Origin of the sequence: Klebsiella michiganensis, from assembly GCF_015139575.1 — a bacterium.
Classification (GTDB): domain Bacteria; phylum Pseudomonadota; class Gammaproteobacteria; order Enterobacterales; family Enterobacteriaceae; genus Klebsiella; species Klebsiella michiganensis.
On the sequence record NZ_AP022547.1, the window covers coordinates 1,792,779 to 1,809,519 of the forward strand.

15 protein-coding genes and 1 pseudogene are annotated in these 16,741 nt (G+C 57.9%); 10 read left to right on the forward strand and 6 right to left on the reverse strand.

From position 1 onward, the window contains the following. Positions 1-4: 4 nt before the first annotated feature. Positions 5-1,015, forward strand: a complete 1,011-nt coding sequence (gene mglC, locus JLG71_RS08525; RefSeq protein WP_004852662.1) for a galactose/methyl galactoside ABC transporter permease MglC — start codon at positions 5-7, stop codon at positions 1,013-1,015. A 191-nt stretch (positions 1,016-1,206) separates the two neighbouring features. On the opposite strand, the gene sanA is transcribed toward mglC, so the two are convergent. The 5 genes from sanA to JLG71_RS08550 all read right to left on the reverse strand — a co-directional run bounded on the left by sanA (position 1,207) and on the right by JLG71_RS08550 (position 5,189). Then, entirely contained in the window at positions 1,207-1,923 is a 717-nt protein-coding gene (gene sanA / locus JLG71_RS08530; RefSeq protein ID WP_004852661.1) for an outer membrane permeability protein SanA, read from the reverse strand. 124 nt (positions 1,924-2,047) lie between these two features. After that, positions 2,048-2,932: a cytidine deaminase gene (gene cdd, locus JLG71_RS08535; RefSeq protein ID WP_032750617.1), complete on the reverse strand. Its 885-nt coding sequence runs from the start codon at positions 2,930-2,932 to the stop codon at positions 2,048-2,050. Between the two features lie 127 nt (positions 2,933-3,059). Next, a complete protein-coding gene (locus JLG71_RS08540; RefSeq protein ID WP_025106754.1) occupies positions 3,060-3,755 on the reverse strand; it encodes a CidB/LrgB family autolysis modulator in 696 nt (231 codons plus the stop codon). Continuing rightward, entirely contained in the window at positions 3,752-4,150 is a 399-nt protein-coding gene (locus tag JLG71_RS08545; protein ID WP_014230151.1) for a CidA/LrgA family protein, read from the reverse strand. The genes JLG71_RS08540 and JLG71_RS08545 overlap by 4 nt, the downstream gene beginning before the upstream one ends. A gap of 121 nt (positions 4,151-4,271) precedes the next feature. Further along, entirely contained in the window at positions 4,272-5,189 is a 918-nt protein-coding gene (locus tag JLG71_RS08550; RefSeq protein ID WP_046877142.1) for a LysR family transcriptional regulator, read from the reverse strand. Between the two features lie 126 nt (positions 5,190-5,315). On the opposite strand from JLG71_RS08550, the gene mhbT reads away from it, so the two are divergent. The 9 genes and pseudogenes from mhbT to ascB all read left to right on the forward strand — a co-directional run bounded on the left by mhbT (position 5,316) and on the right by ascB (position 15,835). Further along, on the forward strand, positions 5,316-6,674 hold the full coding sequence (mhbT, locus tag JLG71_RS08555; protein WP_200914097.1) for a 3-hydroxybenzoate transporter MhbT: 1,359 nt from the start codon (positions 5,316-5,318) through the stop codon (positions 6,672-6,674). Positions 6,675-6,685: 11 nt separating this feature from the next. Next, entirely contained in the window at positions 6,686-7,723 is a 1,038-nt protein-coding gene (gtdA, locus tag JLG71_RS08560; protein ID WP_014230149.1) for a gentisate 1,2-dioxygenase, read from the forward strand. Between the two features lie 23 nt (positions 7,724-7,746). Continuing rightward, positions 7,747-8,445 carry a fumarylacetoacetate hydrolase family protein gene (locus JLG71_RS08565; protein ID WP_014230148.1) on the forward strand — a complete coding sequence of 233 codons (699 nt, stop codon included), beginning with the start codon at positions 7,747-7,749 and terminating at the stop codon, positions 8,443-8,445. 8 nt (positions 8,446-8,453) lie between these two features. Beyond that, positions 8,454-9,098 carry a maleylacetoacetate isomerase gene (gene maiA, locus JLG71_RS08570; RefSeq protein WP_025106757.1) on the forward strand — a complete coding sequence of 215 codons (645 nt, stop codon included), beginning with the start codon at positions 8,454-8,456 and terminating at the stop codon, positions 9,096-9,098. 8 nt (positions 9,099-9,106) lie between these two features. Continuing rightward, complete coding sequence (locus JLG71_RS08575) at positions 9,107-10,300, forward strand: 3-hydroxybenzoate 6-monooxygenase (protein WP_049082277.1); 1,194 nt, start codon at positions 9,107-9,109, stop codon at positions 10,298-10,300. Between the two features lie 173 nt (positions 10,301-10,473). Beyond that, complete coding sequence (gene dusC, locus JLG71_RS08580) at positions 10,474-11,412, forward strand: tRNA dihydrouridine(16) synthase DusC (RefSeq protein ID WP_200914099.1); 939 nt, start codon at positions 10,474-10,476, stop codon at positions 11,410-11,412. Between the two features lie 152 nt (positions 11,413-11,564). Next, positions 11,565-12,398 (forward strand): transcriptional antiterminator BglG, encoded by an 834-nt coding sequence (gene bglG, locus JLG71_RS08585; RefSeq protein ID WP_014230144.1) that lies wholly within the window; start codon positions 11,565-11,567, stop codon positions 12,396-12,398. Between the two features lie 53 nt (positions 12,399-12,451). After that, positions 12,452-14,423, forward strand: a pseudogene (gene bglF, locus JLG71_RS08590) (PTS beta-glucoside transporter subunit IIABC). Between the two features lie 17 nt (positions 14,424-14,440). Beyond that, complete coding sequence (gene ascB, locus JLG71_RS08595; protein WP_200914101.1) at positions 14,441-15,835, forward strand: 6-phospho-beta-glucosidase; 1,395 nt, start codon at positions 14,441-14,443, stop codon at positions 15,833-15,835. Positions 15,836-15,898: 63 nt separating this feature from the next. On the opposite strand, the gene JLG71_RS08600 is transcribed toward ascB, so the two are convergent. Continuing rightward, positions 15,899-16,633, reverse strand: a complete 735-nt coding sequence (locus JLG71_RS08600) for a class I SAM-dependent methyltransferase (protein WP_047723240.1) — start codon at positions 16,631-16,633, stop codon at positions 15,899-15,901. Positions 16,634-16,741 lie beyond the last annotated feature (108 nt).

Sequence of the window (16,741 nt, forward strand, 5' to 3'; positions counted from 1 at the left end):
CCTCATGAGTGCGTTAAATAAAAAGAGTTTTCTCACCTATTTGAAAGAAGGTGGGATTTACGTGGTTCTTTTAGTATTGCTGGCCATTATTATTTTCCAGGATCCGACTTTCTTAAGTTTGCTGAACTTAAGTAATATTCTGACCCAGTCTTCGGTGCGTATTATTATCGCTCTCGGCGTGGCCGGACTTATTGTCACCCAGGGAACCGACCTATCAGCCGGACGCCAGGTCGGCCTGGCGGCGGTTATCGCCGCCACGATGCTGCAGGCGGTGGACAATGCCAATAAGGTGTTCCCGGAGATGGCTACGATGCCGATCCCGCTGGTTATCCTGCTGGTGTGTGCGATCGGCGCGGTCATTGGTCTTATCAACGGTATTATCATCGCTTACCTGAACGTGACGCCGTTTATCACCACCCTCGGCACGATGATCATCGTTTACGGTATCAACTCCCTGTATTACGACTTTGTTGGCGCGTCGCCGATTTCCGGCTTCGATAGCCACTTCTCGCAGTTTGCCCAGGGGTTTATCGCGCTGGGCTCATTCCGCCTGTCGTATATCACCTTCTATGCGCTGATTGCCGTGTTCTTCGTATGGATCCTGTGGAACAAGACCCGCTTTGGTAAAAATATTTTTGCTATCGGCGGTAACCCGGAAGCGGCGAAGGTCTCCGGCGTCAACGTCGCCCTGAACCTGCTGATGATTTATGCGCTCTCCGGCGTGTTCTACGCGTTCGGCGGGCTGCTGGAAGCCGGACGTATCGGTTCGGCGACCAACAACCTTGGCTTTATGTATGAACTGGATGCGATTGCCGCCTGCGTGGTCGGCGGCGTATCGTTCAGCGGCGGCGTCGGTACCGTATTTGGCGTGGTGACCGGGGTGATAATCTTCACCGTCATCAACTACGGTCTGACCTATATCGGCGTGAACCCGTACTGGCAGTACATCATTAAAGGGGCGATTATCATCTTCGCCGTGGCGCTGGATTCGCTTAAGTATGCGCGGAAGAAGTAACGATTAGTGAATGAAGGCAGGCGTCAGTTCAGGCGTCTGCCTTTTGCATTTTCTGGATGATAATTTGCCGCCTTCCTGCCACTCGAATTATTCAGGGTATCTATCCTCAGTATCCCGATACTCACTCGCGTAATCAGAAAAGTATTCCCGCTCGATAAGACGCCAGTTATCACGCTCACTTTATGGAGGCTTTACTTCTCTTTTTTCTGCAGCTCCAGCAGCTGCTGCGGCGTGACCGCCGGATAGGACTGTGCGCCGTCGGGAACTTCCTGCAGCGCGGGAATCGGGATCAGCGGGCCTAAAAAGCGCGGTTCGCGTTTAAAAATATAGAGATCCGCCAGCGCGCCGAAGCGGGCGCCGAACTCGCGCAGGCGAACGCTCCACATATCCTTCGGCGACGGCACCGCGTAGCACTGCGCCTGAATCCCCATATGCAGGGCAATAAACAGCGCGCGCTCGCAGTGGAAGCGTTGGGTAATAATAATAAAGTCGTTAGTATCGAAGACTTTACGGGTGCGGACAATCGAATCGAGCGTACGGAAACCCGCATAGTCCAGCACAATATCCGCCGGATCGACGCCGGCTTTAATCAAATCGCGGCGCATGGTCATCGGCTCGTTATAGCTTTGCAGCGCGTTATCGCCGCTGAGCAGCAGATAGTTCACCTTGCCGCTGTTGTAGGCGTTCAGCGCACCCTGAATCCGGTAACGATAATATTGGTTGATAACCCCGGTACGGTAGTACTTGGCGGTACCGAGCACGACGCCGACCTGGCGGTAGGGCAGGTCCTGTAGCTCATCGTAAATATAGGGAGAGGTTTTCCAGCTCATCCAGCGGTCGAGTCCCAACACGGTTAACAGCAGCAAGCCGAACAGGACTAACAGGCTGTATAACACACGCTTTAACATGGACCTGGCTCAATAGTGGACGAAGGAAGCTTCAGGCTACTTTACCCGTCGGGCAAGCGCAAGAAACCGTCGTTTAATTGCGGGGATTTTCAACAGCGCGGGCCGTTTGGCCCGCAGAATGTGACTAACCTAACAGTACGCGATCGATATTATGGCAGCCCAGCGCCTTCAGCGTCGCCGCGGTGGCGTCCCACTGGATAAGCGCCGCATCGGCCTTCTCGGCCAGGATCGCGCGCTGGATATCCGGGTAATCGTATCCGTTGAGGCTCAGCAGATTCAGCGCACCCTGCAGCGGGGGCAGCGTCGGGTTAAAGGCGGCGTTTTCGGCATAGCTACCGGTGAAAAGAGTACCGTCTTTCAGCTCCAGCGCAACGCCGGATGGTGAGTTGCTGTAAGGCATATGGCAACGGTTGGCCGCCTGAATCGCCGCCTGAGCCAGCGCGTCGCCGCTGAGCGGGAAGCCGTGGTCCTGCTCATCCATCAGCAGGGTTTTTATGTCCAGATCTTTCGGGCCGAAAGCGTCCGGCAAATAGTACTGCAGCGAATGCGCTTCGCGCCCGGGAAGGTGGATGCGCAGCGACAGGCCGCTGTTCAGTTCGTTCATAAACTGACGACAGTGGCCGCAGGGGGTGTAGTTCACGGTAATCGCCCGCAGGGATTTTTCGCCGCGCAGCCAGGCGTGGCTGATGGCGCTTTGTTCGGCGTGCACGGTTTGCTGCATGGTGGCGCCGAGAAATTCCATATTGCCGCCGAAGTACCAGGTACCGCTGATGCCGCGGGCAATCGCGCCGACGTTAAAATGCGACAGATCGGCCCGCGCGCAGGCCGCCGCCAGCGGCAATAAAGCAAAGGCCAGCGCGTCTTCATCCAGCCCCGTCGCGCTTTGCAGCGCTGCCACCTGGTCTGCATTCAGCAGGGCCGGGAAATGCGGGTCGGCCAGCATCGGGGCGATGGCCGCTTGCAGGTCCGCCGCCAGTTGGGGAAGAACAGCTTGAAAACGTGGGTGCATGGCGTTGCCTCATAACAATGTAATGGAAATCTAGTGTACGGGTGGTTACAACCTGTATATGTGATAAACATCTCATTGTCATTGCAACTAATCTGTGTTGCATTTAAAAATGTGATTCAAATCACATTTAACCAACCACTGCTAAAATGAGCGGAAACAAAAACGGCGCGACCAGCGAGGTAATAATCCCGCAAAGCACCAGCGCCAGCGAGCTGAACGCCCCTTCCTGATAGTCGAGCTCAGCGCAGCGGGCGGTCCCCAGGGCGTGGGATGCGGTACCCATCGACAGCCCGCGCGAGGCCTTGGTGCGGATGCGCATCACATTCAGCAGGGTGTGGCCAAAGACCGCGCCGAGAATGCCGACGAAAATAACGCAGACCGCGCTGATCGCCGGGATCCCGCCAATGCTGCTGCTCACCGCCATGGCAATCGGCGTCGTCACCGATTTCGGCAAAATAGAGGCGGCAATCTGCGGGGTTGCGCCCATCATCAGGGCAACGGTAGTGCCGGTGACCATCGCCACCACGCTGCCGATAAAGCAGATGGTGATGATTGACTTCCAGCGGGCGCGGATTTGGTGCAGCTGCTCATACAAAGGAAAGGCCAACGCCACCACCGCCGGCTGCAGCAGGTCGTTAAGAATTTTGCTGCCCTGGAAATAGCGCTCGTAGGAGATGCCGGTAATCAGCAGAAAAGGTATCAGCACCACCATCGCGACCAGCAGCGGGTTGAGAAGCGGAAATTTAAACCGCGCCGCCAGCCTGCGGGCAAGGAAAAAGACGGCCAGGGTTAACGGCAGTGACCACCAGATTTCATGGATCATTTTTCACTTCCTTTTTGCCCAACCACTTTGCGCTCACCGTGAACCAGGTGTGAACTCCAGCTGACCACTAAAAAGACCACCAGCGTGCTTATCGCGCAGGAGACCACCACCGGGCCAAACTGCGCGCGCAGTAAATCCCAGTACTGCATGACGCCGACGCCAATAGGTACAAACAGCAGCGCCATATAGCGAATCAGGATGTTGCAGCCGGGGTTGACCCACTGTGCAGGCAAGATTTGCAGCGCCAGCAGAAAAAACAGAATCAACATGCCAATAATACTGCCGGGAATCGCGATCGGCAGGAGCGAAGAGAGAAAAATGCCCGCATACAGGCAGGCGTAGATGAGCACGAAAGCGCGCAGATACTGCCAGATAATAATCAGTGATTTACTCATGGTAATAACCCTTGATGAACCGCATTCATCATACAATTAAAGCCAAAAATGTGCTACCGATCACATCATGAATTCTGCGCATACCTGCGATAGAGACCGTGAACACCGGACCGGGCGACGGTCAGAGTGAAGATTGCAGGGACAGGCAATGGAGAAATCGGCTCAGCGCCAGCGACGGCGCTTCACTTTTTCGCCAGAACACCCCAACGCTACCTTTTTGTTCAATGCGCGGCAAATTAAGAATCGCCAGCTGGCGCTGGGCCGCGTAGCGCTGCGCCAGGCGCAGTGAGAGAATCGAGACCATATCGCTGCTCTGCAGCAGATTGCTGGTGACGTTCATCGAGGCGGACTCAATGGTGTTTTCCGGCAGCATCACGCCGTTATCCACCAGCGCGTTGTCGATGCTCAGGCGAATTGGCGTGCCGGTGGGCCAGACGATCCAGCGCCACGGAGAGAGGTCGGCCCAGCTTAATCGCGATTTCTCGGCCAGCGGGTGATCGGGGCGGGCGACAAAGCAGACCGGTTCGGTGTAGAGCACCCGGTAGCTCAGCGGCAGCTCCAGCGCCCGCCCGCCGACGCGCCCGACGACGACATCCACCACGCCGGCGAGCAGGTCGTTAAGCAGCGGCGTCATCACTTTCTCTTCGATATTCAGGTGCAGGGTCGGCATCTCTTTCAGCAGTTCGAGGATCGCCTGTGAGACGCAGTCGGTCGCCACCGGCGAACAGCCGATCATCAGGCTGCCCACCTGTCCGCCCTGTTTAAAACGCTCGATTTCATACTGCGAACGCGACATATCGTTAATCAGCCGCTGGGCGTGCTGAAGCAGCAGCTTTCCGCCTTCGGTCGGGCGCAGACCTTTGCTGTGGCGTTCGAACAAAACCATGCCGACTTCGTCTTCAAACTGGCTGAGCCATTTGGAGAGCGCGGGCTGAGTAATGTTCATCATTTTCGCCACCTGCGTGAGATTGCCTTGCTCCCCCAGCGCCACCAGCATCTGTAAATGGTGCAGCTTCAGTTTCTGCGTCCAGTCTGCCATCAGCGATAACCTCCAGGTTATGTCTATGCCCGAAATACCATTGTACATTTCATTGCCAGAGTTACAAACTCGCAACATAAAAGAAATAAATACAACATCTACCCCTACCTGCTCTGAGGCATAATCATGACTCAACGACTTGAACTACAAAAACTACTCAACGCTGCGCCGGTCGGCGCCCGACAGTGGCGCGTGATTATCTGCTGTTTCCTGGTGGTGATGCTTGATGGCTTCGATACCGCCGCGATTGGTTTTATTGCGCCGGATATCCGCAGCCACTGGCAATTAACCGCCGGTGACCTCGCGCCGCTATTTGGCGCAGGCTTGCTGGGCCTGACCGCCGGGGCGCTGCTCTGCGGTCCGCTCTCCGACCGCTTTGGCCGCAAACGGGTGATTGAGTTCTGCGTCGCGCTGTTCGGCCTGTTCAGCCTGCTTTCCGCGTTTGCCCCCGATCTACAGATGCTGGTGTTCCTGCGTTTTCTGACCGGTCTCGGCCTCGGTGGCGCGATGCCTAATACCATTACCATGACCTCGGAATATCTGCCCGCCCGGCGGCGCGGGGCGCTGGTGACCCTGATGTTTTGTGGATTCACCCTCGGCTCGGCCTTCGGCGGCGTGGTCAGCGCGCAGCTGGTCCCGCTGATTGGCTGGCACGGTATTCTGGTGCTGGGCGGCGTTTTGCCGCTGCTGCTGGCGGTGGCGCTGATACCGCTGCTTCCCGAATCTCCGCGCTGGCAGATCCGTCGCCAGCTCCCGCAGGCGGTGATTGCCAAAAACGTTAGTGCCATAACCGGCGAACGCTATACCGATACCTATTTCTGGCTTGATGAGCCTGCCGCAGGGGCGAAGGGCAGCATCAGCCAGCTGTTCGCCGGGCGCCAGCTGGCCATCACCTTAATGCTATGGGTGGTGTTCTTTATGAGCCTGCTGATTATCTATCTGCTCTCCAGCTGGATGCCCACGCTGCTTAACCACCGCGGGATTGATTTACAGCACGCTTCGTGGGTCACCGCCGCCTTCCAGATTGGCGGCACCTTTGGCGCGCTGCTGCTCGGCGCGCTGATGGATCGCTACAACCCGTATCGGGTGCTGGCGCTGAGCTACGGCCTGGGGGCGGTCTGTATCGTCATGATTGGCCTGAGCGAGAACGGCCTGTGGCTGATGGCGCTGGCGATTTTCGGCACCGGGATTGGCATCAGCGGCTCGCAGGTAGGGCTGAATGCGCTAACCGCTACGCTGTATCCCACCCAAAGCCGCGCGACCGGGGTGAGCTGGTCAAACGCGGTCGGCCGCTGCGGCGCCATCGTCGGCTCGCTCTCCGGCGGCGTGATGATGGCGATGAATTTCTCTTTTGACACCCTGTTTTTTGTTATCGCAGTACCGGCCGTCGTTAGCGCCGTGATGCTTGTCCTGCTGACGCTTGCCGTCCGCAACCCAACATCTGTACCTGCCGCGTTGCCTTCTGCGGGCATCGTGAATAAATAAGGAGAACGCTCATGACTCAATCTTCAATGGAAATCAATAAAGACCGTCAGCAGTACTATCAGCATATTTCCGGCCAAAACCTGACGCCGCTTTGGGAATCCCTGCACCACCTGGTGCCGAAAACGCCGAATGCCACCTGCGCCCCGGCCTACTGGAATTATCAGGAGATTCGTCCGCTGCTGATGAAAAGCGGCGAGCTGATTGGCGCGAAAGAGGCGATACGCCGCGTGCTGGTGCTGGAGAACCCGGCGCTGCGCGGACAGTCATCGATTACCTCCTCGCTGTATGCCGGATTACAGCTGATTATGCCCGGTGAGGTGGCGCCAAGCCATCGTCATAACCAGTCGGCGCTGCGCTTTGTGGTTGAAGGTGAAGGGGCATTTACCGCCGTCGATGGCGAACGCACCGCCATGCGCGCCGGCGACTTTATTCTGACGCCGCAGTGGCGCTGGCACGATCACGGCAATCCCGGCAATGAGCCGGTGGTCTGGCTCGACGGCCTCGACCTGCCGCTGGTGAACTATCTGGGCTGCGGCTTCGCTGAGGATTACCCGGAAGATCAGCAGCCGGTGACCCGCAAAGAGGGAGACTACCTGCCGCGCTACGCCGCCAATATGCTGCCGCTGCGCCATCAGGTCGGTAACTCTTCGCCCATCTTTAACTATCGCTACGACCGCAGCCGCGAAGCGCTGCACGACCTGACGCGTATGGGCGATGCCGACGAGTGGGACGGCTATAAAATGCGCTACGTCAACCCGGTTACCGGCGGCTATCCGATGCCGTCGATGGGCGCCTTCCTGCAGCTGTTACCGAAAGGGTTTACCTCACGCGCGGCGAAAACCACCGACAGCACTATCTATCACGTGGTGGAAGGTAGCGGCCAGGTCACCATTGGCGAACAGACCTTCGCCTTCCAGGCAAAAGATATCTTCGTGGTGCCGACCTGGCACGCCGTCTCTTTTAACTCTGCCGAAGATACCGTGTTATTCAGCTTTTCGGACCGTCCCGTGCAGGAAGCGCTCGGCCTGTTCCGCGAAGCGCGTTATTAAAAATGAAGAATAAGGAATCCATCATGACTCAATACGTTTTTGCACCCCAGGCCCCGATTAGCGTTCCGGTTGTCGGCAGCGATGAGCAGTTCCCGGTGCGCCGCGTTTACTGCGTGGGCCGCAACTACGCCGCTCACGCGCGTGAAATGGGCTTTGACCCGGATCGCGAACCGCCGTTTTTCTTCTGTAAGCCAGCCGATGCGGTGGTGCCCGTCGCTGCGGGAGAGACGCTGGAGTTACCGTATCCGACGCAAACCGACAACTATCACTACGAAATTGAACTGGTGGTGGCGATTGGCAAGCGGGGAAGCGATATCCCGCTGGAGCAGGCCCATGAGTATATCTGGGGCTATGCCACGGGGCTGGATATGACCCGCCGCGATCGCCAGATGGAGATGCGCCAGATGGGCCGTCCGTGGGAGATTGGCAAAGCTTTTGACCTTTCCGCGCCGATTGCGCCGCTGCATAAAGCGGATACGGCGGACGTGAACCAGGCCGGAATTTGGCTGCAGGTAAACGGGGAAGATCATCAGCGCAGCGATATTCGTCACCTGATCTGGTCGGTCAATGAAACCATCAGCTATCTTTCCGGCTTCTTTGAGCTGCAGCCCGGCGATCTGATTTTCACCGGCACGCCGGAAGGCGTCGGCGCGGTGGTGAAAGGCGATGTCATCACCGGCAACGTAGATGGACTGACGCCAATCGCCGTGCGCGTGGTGTGAGGTGAATGATGAAGCTGTACAGTTTTTTCAATAGCTCAGCCTCCTACCGCGTGCGCATCGCGCTGGCGCTGAAAGGCATCGACTACCAGAGCGTGGGCGTCAATATCCGCATCGGTCAGCAGAACGCGCTGGAGTACCGGCGGCTGAATCCGGTTGGCCTGGTGCCAACGTTGATTACTGATGATGGTGAATCTCTCGGCCAGTCGCTGGCGATTGCCGACTGGCTGGATCGGCACTATCCGCAACCGCTGCTGCTGCCCCAGGAGGACAGCGCGCGGATGCGGGTCCTGGAGATTGTTTACGCCATCGCCTGCGATATTCATCCAATAAACAACATGCGCGTTTTACGCTACCTCAGCGACGAACTGAAGGTAAGCGAAGAGGAGAAAAAGCGCTGGTATGCGCACTGGATCCAGCAGGGATTCAGCGCCGTCGAGCAGCTATTGCGCCACGCGAAATCCGGCGCTTTTTGCGTGGGCGATGCGCCCACCCTGGCAGACTGCTGTCTGGTACCGCAGTGGGCCAACGCGCTGAGAATGGGCTGCGATCTCAGCCACTATCCGCGCTGCCAGGCGGTCTATGACGCCTGCACCCGGCTACCGGCGTTTATCGCCGCCGCGCCGGAAAACCAACAAGATAAGATCCCGGCTTAGGAGGCAACATGGCAAAAGTGATGCGAGCAATTATTGTCGGCGGTGGTATTGGCGGAGCGGCCACGGCGCTCTCTCTGGCGCGCCAGGGCATCAAAGTGATGCTGCTGGAAAAGGCGCATGAAATCGGCGAAATCGGCGCCGGGATCCAGCTTGGCCCTAACGCGTTCTCGGCGCTGGACAGCCTCGGCGTCGGCGAAGTCGCCCGCCAGCGGGCGGTATTTACCGACCATATCACCATGATGGATGCGGTAAGCGGCGAAGAGGTGGTGCATATTGAGACCGGACAGGCGTTCCGCGACCATTTTGGCGGGCCGTATGCGGTGATCCACCGGGTAGACATCCACGCCACCGTTTGGGAAGCGGCGCTGACCCATCCGGCCGTGGAGTATCGCACCTCGACCCAGGTGGTGGATATCCGCCAGACCGCCGATGACGTGACGGTTTTCGATGACAAAGGCAACAGCTGGACGGCGGATATCCTGATCGGCTGCGACGGCGGTAAGTCGGTTGTACGCCAGAGCCTGCTGGGCGATTCGCCGCGGGTGACCGGCCATGTGGTCTATCGCGCGGTGGTCGACGCCGCCGATATGCCGGACGATTTGCGCATTAACGCGCCGGTGCTGTGGGCGGGTCCGCACTGCCACCTGGTGCATTATCCGCTGCGCGGCGGCAAGCAGTACAATCTGGTGGTTACCTTCCACAGCCGGGAGAAAGAAGAGTGGGGCGTGCGCGACGGCAGTAAAGAAGAGGTGCTCTCCTACTTTAAAGGCATTCACCCGCGTCCCCGGCAGATGCTGGATAAGCCGACCTCCTGGCGGCGCTGGTCCACCGCCGACCGCGAGCCGGTAGAGAAATGGGGCAACGACCGCATCACGCTGGTTGGCGATGCCGCTCACCCGGTGGCGCAGTATATGGCCCAGGGGGCCTGTATGGCGCTGGAAGACGCGGTGACGCTGGGTAAAGCCCTGGCGCAGTGCGACGGCGACGCTGCCCGCGCTTTTGCGCTGTATGAGTCGGTACGTATTCCGCGTACCGCGCGGATCGTCTGGTCGACGCGTGAAATGGGGCGGGTCTATCACGCCGCCGGCGTTGAGCGCCAGGTACGCAACCTGCTGTGGAAAGGCAAGACCCAGAGCGAGTTTTATCGCGGCATCGAGTGGCTGTACGGCTGGAAAGAGGATAACTGCCTGGAACCACGTTAAGCGGTTGTGCATTTCCCGGGGCGCAGACAGAGGTGACCTTGTAGCCCGGCTAAGCGCAGCGCAAGCCGGGAAGCAGCAGCGCCGCCGCCGGGAAAACCGATCTTGGCCCCTTTCAACCCGCATCCAGAGGCGCTAACATAGCGCCTCTTTTTTCCGGGCAATGAAAAAACAATATGCGTGTATTACTGGCGCCGATGGAAGGCGTGCTCGATTCGCTGGTGCGCGAGCTGCTGACCGAAGTGAATGATTACGATCTCTGCATCACCGAATTCTTGCGCGTGGTGGATCAGCTCCTGCCGGTAAAATCGTTCTACAGATTGTGTCCGGAACTGCATAACAACAGCCTGACGCCGTCCGGCACCTGCGTGCGCGTACAGCTGCTCGGGCAGTATCCGCAGTGGCTGGCGGAAAACGCCGCTCGCGCGGTCGAACTCGGTTCCTGGGGCGTTGACCTTAACTGCGGCTGCCCGTCAAAACTGGTGAACGGCAGCGGCGGCGGGGCGACTCTGCTCAAAGATCCCGAGCTTATCTATCGCGGCGCCAAAGCGATGCGCGAGGCGGTTCCCGGCCATCTGCCGGTCACGGTAAAAGTTCGGCTTGGCTGGGACAGCGGCGAGCGGCGGTTTGAAATTGCCGATGCGGTCCAGCAGGCGGGCGCCAGCGAGCTGGTGGTTCACGGCCGCACCAAAGAGGATGGCTATAAAGCGGAACGCATTGACTGGCAGGCTATCGGCGAAATCCGTCAGCGCCTGACTATCCCGGTGGTGGCCAACGGTGAAATCTGGGACTGGCAAAGCGCCCAGGATTGCCTGGCCGCGACCGGCTGCGATGCGGTGATGATTGGCCGCGGCGCGCTGAACGTTCCAAACCTGAGCCGGGTGATAAAATATAACGAACCGCGTATGCCCTGGCCGCAGGTGGTCGAACTGCTGCAAAAATACACCCGTCTGGAAAAGCAGGGCGACACCGGCCTTTATCACGTCGCGCGGATAAAACAGTGGCTGAGCTATTTGCGTAAAGAGTATCTGGAAGCGGCTGACCTGTTCAGCGCGGTACGCACCCTACAGGATTCAACCAGCATAGCGCGCACGATTAACGACTGGCGTAGCTAAACTATCTGACCGGCATCACATTTTTTAGCTTGTCCCATTGAGATTACCCGGCGGACAGTGAAATACTCACTACCGATTGTTACTGCTCCGGCAGGCAAAACCTGATTTCCTGGCATCCGTCGGGGTCAGGTTTTTTTGTTTTTGGGGTTCATATGCAAATCGCCAAAGTACTTAATAATAATGTAGTGGTGGTTGTTGATGAGCAGCAGCGCGAACAGGTGGTCATGGGCCGAGGACTTGCCTTTCAGAAACGCGTTGGTGACTCTCTTGATGAAAGTAAAATTGAAAAGGTCTTCGCGCTGCAGAGCGATGAACTGGTTGGCCGTTTAGGTGAATTACTCAGTCAGATACCATTAGAAGTGATGACGACCTGCGATCGGATCATCGATCTGGCGCGCGGTCGTCTCGGTAAGTTACAGGATAGTTTGTACATTACCCTGACCGACCACTGCCACTTTGCGATTGAGCGGCAGAAGAAGGGCATCGCCATTCGTAATGTGCTGCTGTGGGAAATAAAGCGGCTGTATCCGAAGGAATTTGAGTTAGGGCAGGAAGCGCGGGCGATTATCGCCAAACGGCTCGGGGTTGAACTGGCCGAAGATGAAGCGGGTTTTATCGCCCTGCATCTGGTCACGGCGCAGCTCAACAGCGAAATGCCGGAAGTGATGCACGTCACCCGGGTCATGCAGGAGATCCTACAGCTGGTGAAGTATCAGCTGACGCTGAACTACGACGAAGAGTCGCTGAGCTACCAGCGCTTTGTCACCCATCTCAAGTTTTTCGCCCAGCGTATGCTGACGCGAACGGTGGTCGAAGATGATGATGTGACGCTGCACAGCGCGGTAAAGGATAACTACCCTAAAGCGTGGAAGTGTGCGGAAACCGTCGCCCGGCACCTGCAAAAGAGCTACCAGCGGCCGCTGACGACGGAAGAAATTATGTTTCTCGCCATTCATATTGAGCGGGTGAGAAAAGAGGGACGCTAAGCGCCGATCGGGCCTGGCGCATAGCTCCCGCGCTACAACTGGATTGTTACTGCATTACGCAGGCAAAACCTGAGCGCAACGCCTACACGGCGTTGTTCTCGGGTTTTTTTATTTTTAATACTCAGTTAACGATGCCTGCGGGCAGCGGAAGTAAGGAAAAACAGCATGGAATATAAAGCACTCGCGCAGGATATTCTCAGCCGGGTTGGTGGCAAAGAGAATATTGTGAGTCTGGTTCACTGCGCAACGCGGCTGCGTTTTAAGCTCAAAGATAGCAAGAAGGCGGATGCCGAAGGACTGAAGGCGAATCCTGGCGTCATCATGGTGGTGGAAAGCGGCGGCCAGTTTCAGGTGGTCATCGGTAACCACGTGCACGATGTCTGGCTGGCAGTGCGCAGCGAAGCTGGGCTGACGGATGACAGCGAGCCGGTGGCGGTGAAAGGCGAAAAAGTGTCGATTATCGGCCAGCTTATCGACGTGGTTTCCGGTATCTTCACCCCGTTTATCGGCGTCCTGGCGGCCTCGGGGATCCTCAAAGGGCTGCTGGCGCTGGCGGTGGTTTGCGGCTGGTTAACGACGCAGCAGGCAACCTACAAAATCTGGTTTGCCGCCAGCGATGCGCTGTTCTTCTTTTTCCCGCTGTTTCTCGGCTATACCGCCGGTAAGAAATTTGGCGGCAACGCCTTTATTACCATGGTGATCGGCGGCGCGTTAACCCACCCGCTGATGATTCAATCTTTTGAAGCCAGTATGGTGCCTGACGCCGCGACGGAGTATTTCCTTGGGATTCCGGTGACCTTTATCAATTACAGTTCATCGGTCATCCCGATTATCCTCGCCTCATGGGTGAGCTGCTGGATTGAGCGGCGCAGCAACGCGATACTGCCCTCGTCGATGAAGAACTTCTTCACCCCGGCGATTTGCCTGGCCGTGGTCGTCCCGCTTACGTTTCTGATTATCGGCCCCGTGGCCACCTGGCTGAGCCAGCAGCTGGCCAACGGCTATCAGCTTATCTATCAGGTTGCGCCCTGGCTTGCCGGCGCGGCGATGGGGGCGCTGTGGCAGGTGTGCGTCATCTTTGGGCTGCACTGGGGCCTGATACCGTTAATGATTAACAACCTTGCCGTGCTTGGCCATGATTCAATGATGCCGATGCTGCTGCCGGCGGTGATGGGGCAGGTTGGCGCCGCGCTGGGGATTTTCCTGCGCACCCGCGATGCGCGGCAAAAAGTGCTGGCGGGCTCGGCGGTATCCGCGGGGATCTTCGGCGTGACCGAGCCGGCGATTTATGGGCTGAATCTGCCGCTCCGCCGTCCGTTTATCTTCGGCTGCGTCGCTGGCGCCATCGGCGGCGCGATTGTCGGCTTTAGCGACAGCCACGTCTATTCTTTCGGTTTCGGTAATATTTTCACCCTGGCGCAGATGATCCCGCCGCAGGGCATTGACGCCACGGTGTGGGGCGGCGCGCTGGGGACGGTTGCCGCTTTAATTATCGCCTGCGCGCTCACGTTAGTCGCCGGGCTGCCGCGCAGCACCGCTGAACAGGCGGCCGTTGTGGTGGCTCCGGCCTCGGAAAACGACATCCTGGCGCCGATGACCGGCAGCGTACTGGCGTTGGATCAGGTTCCCGATAGTACCTTCGCCAGCGGTTTACTTGGCCAGGGCGTAGCGATTATCCCCTCAGTGGGCAAAGTTATTGCGCCGTTCTCGGGCGAGGTCGCCTCGATTTTTCAGACGAAACATGCCATCGGTCTGCTGAGCGATAGCGGAATCGAGCTGCTCATCCACGTGGGCATCGACACCGTCAAGCTCGATGGCGCACCGTTCACCGCCCACGTTAAAGAGGGCGACAAAATCAAAGCGGGCGATCTGCTGCTGGAGTTTGACCGTCAGGCGATTCTGAACGCCGGTTACGATCTGGCGACGCCCATTATTATCAGCAACAGCGACGATTTTCGTGCTCTCGACATCGTATCCGCCAGCGCGGTGGATGCCGGTCAGCCGCTGTTGTCCGTAAGCCGTTAATCACAGGAGAGAGATGAATGAAGACATTCCCACAGGCGTTTTTATGGGGCGGCGCGACCGCGGCAAACCAGGTTGAAGGCGCTTATCTGGAAGACGGGAAGGGATTAACCACTTCTGACGTCCAGCCGCGCGGCGTATTTGGCGACGTCGTAGAACGCGTGCCTGGCGATAGCGGCATAAAAGATGTTGCCATCGATTTTTACCATCGTTATCCGGAGGATATCAGCCTCTTTGCCGAGATGGGCTTTAACTGCCTGCGCGTATCCATTGCCTGGGCGCGTATTTTCCCTGAGGGCGATGAGGCGCAGCCAAACGAAGCCGGGCTGGCCTTTTACGATAAGCTGTTTGATGAAATGGCGAAGCACAATATTACTCCGCTGGTGACCCTGTCCCACTATGAGATGCCGTGGGCGCTGGTGAAAAACTACGGCGGCTGGGGCAATCGCAAAGTCATTGGCTTCTTCGAACGCTACGCCCGTACGGTGTTTGCGCGCTACCAGGCGAAGGTCAAACTGTGGCTGACCTTTAATGAAATCAATATGTCCCTGCACGCGCCGATGACCGGCGTCGGTCTGCCGGCCGACAGCAGCAAAGCTGAAGTCTACCAGGCTATTCACCATCAGCTGGTGGCGAGCGCGCTGGCGGCTAAGGCCTGCCATGACATCGTGCCTGAGGGCAAAATCGGCAACATGCTGCTCGGCGGCCTGATGTATCCGCTGAGCTGCAAACCGGACGATATTTTTGAAACCCTGCAGCAGAACCGCAGCTGGCAGTTCTTTGGCGATGTCCAGTGCCGCGGCGCTTACCCGGGCTATATGCTGCGCTATTTCCGCGACAACGGCATTAGCCTTGAGATCGCCGATGCCGATCGCGAAGCCCTGAAAGAGACCGTTGATTTTATCTCCTTCAGCTACTATATGACCGGCTGCGTGACCGCCGACGAAGAGCTGAACAAAAAATCGCGCGGCAATATTCTCAGCATGGTGCCGAACCCGCACCTGGCAAGCTCGGAGTGGGGCTGGCAGATTGACCCCCTTGGCCTGCGCACGCTGCTGAACGTGCTGTGGGATCGCTATCAGAAGCCGCTGTTTATCGTGGAGAACGGCCTGGGCGCTAAGGATAGGGTGGAAGCTGACGGTAGCATTAACGACGATTACCGGATCAGCTACCTTAACGACCATCTGGTGCAGGCTCGTGAGGCAATAGAGGACGGCGTTGAGCTGATGGGCTACACCAGCTGGGGGCCTATCGACCTGGTGAGCGCGTCGAAGGCGGAGATGTCCAAACGCTATGGCTTTATCTACGTCGATCGCGACGATGAAGGCAACGGCACCCTGGCGCGCAGCCGCAAGAAGAGCTTCTGGTGGTATAAAGAGGTAATCGCCACCAACGGCGGCAGCTTAAAAGAGTAATGCCCTAAGCACGAAGCTAACATCAGCCTTATGGCCCGGATAACTTCCGGGCCTTTTTGCCTATTACGCTGGCTTGCGCGCGCGCAGGAGAAAAATCATCGGCCGCTCTTTTTCTTCATCCAGCGCCGGCTGAGCGGCAATCTGCTCCGCCGTCGGTCCCCACTCATCCAGATGCTCGATGATAAAACCGGCGGCGATCAGCTGGTTTATCCAGCTGGATAGCTTGCGGTGCTGCTTTTTCACCCCGTCGGCAAACCAGTTGCTGATGCGCTCGCCCTCCTGCTGGTAGTGGCTCACCGGCCAACTTTTCTGTCCGTTCTCATCTTCCTGCCAGCCCTGACGCGGCGGGGCGGTATAGATGGGATGCTCGGCGGAGAACAGCAGCGTACCGCCGGGCGTCAGCGCCCGGTAAACGGTGGCGAACAGCGGCGCCACGTCGGGCAGATAGTGCAGCGCCAGCGAGCTATAGACCAGCTCGCAGCTATCGGCGGGCAGGGCAAGCGTCTGAAGATCTTCGCAGCGATAGCGGATACCTTCGCCCTCCGTCATTTCGCGGGCGCGCTCCAGCATTCGGCTGGAGAGATCCAGCCCGTCCACCTGCGCGGCGCCCTGGTCGCGGGCCCAGCGGCAAAACCAGCCGTAGCCGCAGCCAAGATCGACGACGCGTAAACCAGATAACGGCGGAAGCATTTGCTGAAGGGTCGGCCACTCGGGCGCGCCTTCCAGCCCTTTGACTGAACGGTCGAGGGTGGCGTATCCGGCAAAAAAAGCGGGATCGTCATAGATGTTCTGACTCATTGTCACTCCATGAGAAGTTTATTTTTAGTCTGCTAATAGTTACGGCACACGCTTTACTAAACGGCAAGGATGCAAGTAGCTTAATATACCCGACCTTATTTAATCATC

What these genes read in the sequence shown, in the direction of transcription:
- JLG71_RS08550 (WP_046877142.1), bottom strand. Translation starts at nt 5,189, where the DNA reads ATGGCAGACTGGACGCAGAAACTGAAGCTGCACCATTTACAGATGCTG.
- bglG (WP_014230144.1), top strand. Translation starts at nt 11,565, where the DNA reads ATGCAAATCGCCAAAGTACTTAATAATAATGTAGTGGTGGTTGTTGAT.
- gtdA (WP_014230149.1), top strand. Translation starts at nt 6,686, where the DNA reads ATGACTCAATCTTCAATGGAAATCAATAAAGACCGTCAGCAGTACTAT.
- mhbT (WP_200914097.1), top strand. Translation starts at nt 5,316, where the DNA reads ATGACTCAACGACTTGAACTACAAAAACTACTCAACGCTGCGCCGGTC.
- ascB (WP_200914101.1), top strand. Translation starts at nt 14,441, where the DNA reads ATGAAGACATTCCCACAGGCGTTTTTATGGGGCGGCGCGACCGCGGCA.
- maiA (WP_025106757.1), top strand. Translation starts at nt 8,454, where the DNA reads ATGAAGCTGTACAGTTTTTTCAATAGCTCAGCCTCCTACCGCGTGCGC.
- JLG71_RS08540 (WP_025106754.1), bottom strand. Translation starts at nt 3,755, where the DNA reads ATGATCCATGAAATCTGGTGGTCACTGCCGTTAACCCTGGCCGTCTTT.
- mglC (WP_004852662.1), top strand. Translation starts at nt 5, where the DNA reads ATGAGTGCGTTAAATAAAAAGAGTTTTCTCACCTATTTGAAAGAAGGT.
- JLG71_RS08545 (WP_014230151.1), bottom strand. Translation starts at nt 4,150, where the DNA reads ATGAGTAAATCACTGATTATTATCTGGCAGTATCTGCGCGCTTTCGTG.
- dusC (WP_200914099.1), top strand. Translation starts at nt 10,474, where the DNA reads ATGCGTGTATTACTGGCGCCGATGGAAGGCGTGCTCGATTCGCTGGTG.
- sanA (WP_004852661.1), bottom strand. Translation starts at nt 1,923, where the DNA reads ATGTTAAAGCGTGTGTTATACAGCCTGTTAGTCCTGTTCGGCTTGCTG.
- cdd (WP_032750617.1), bottom strand. Translation starts at nt 2,932, where the DNA reads ATGCACCCACGTTTTCAAGCTGTTCTTCCCCAACTGGCGGCGGACCTG.
- JLG71_RS08600 (WP_047723240.1), bottom strand. Translation starts at nt 16,633, where the DNA reads ATGAGTCAGAACATCTATGACGATCCCGCTTTTTTTGCCGGATACGCC.
- JLG71_RS08575 (WP_049082277.1), top strand. Translation starts at nt 9,107, where the DNA reads ATGGCAAAAGTGATGCGAGCAATTATTGTCGGCGGTGGTATTGGCGGA.
- JLG71_RS08565 (WP_014230148.1), top strand. Translation starts at nt 7,747, where the DNA reads ATGACTCAATACGTTTTTGCACCCCAGGCCCCGATTAGCGTTCCGGTT.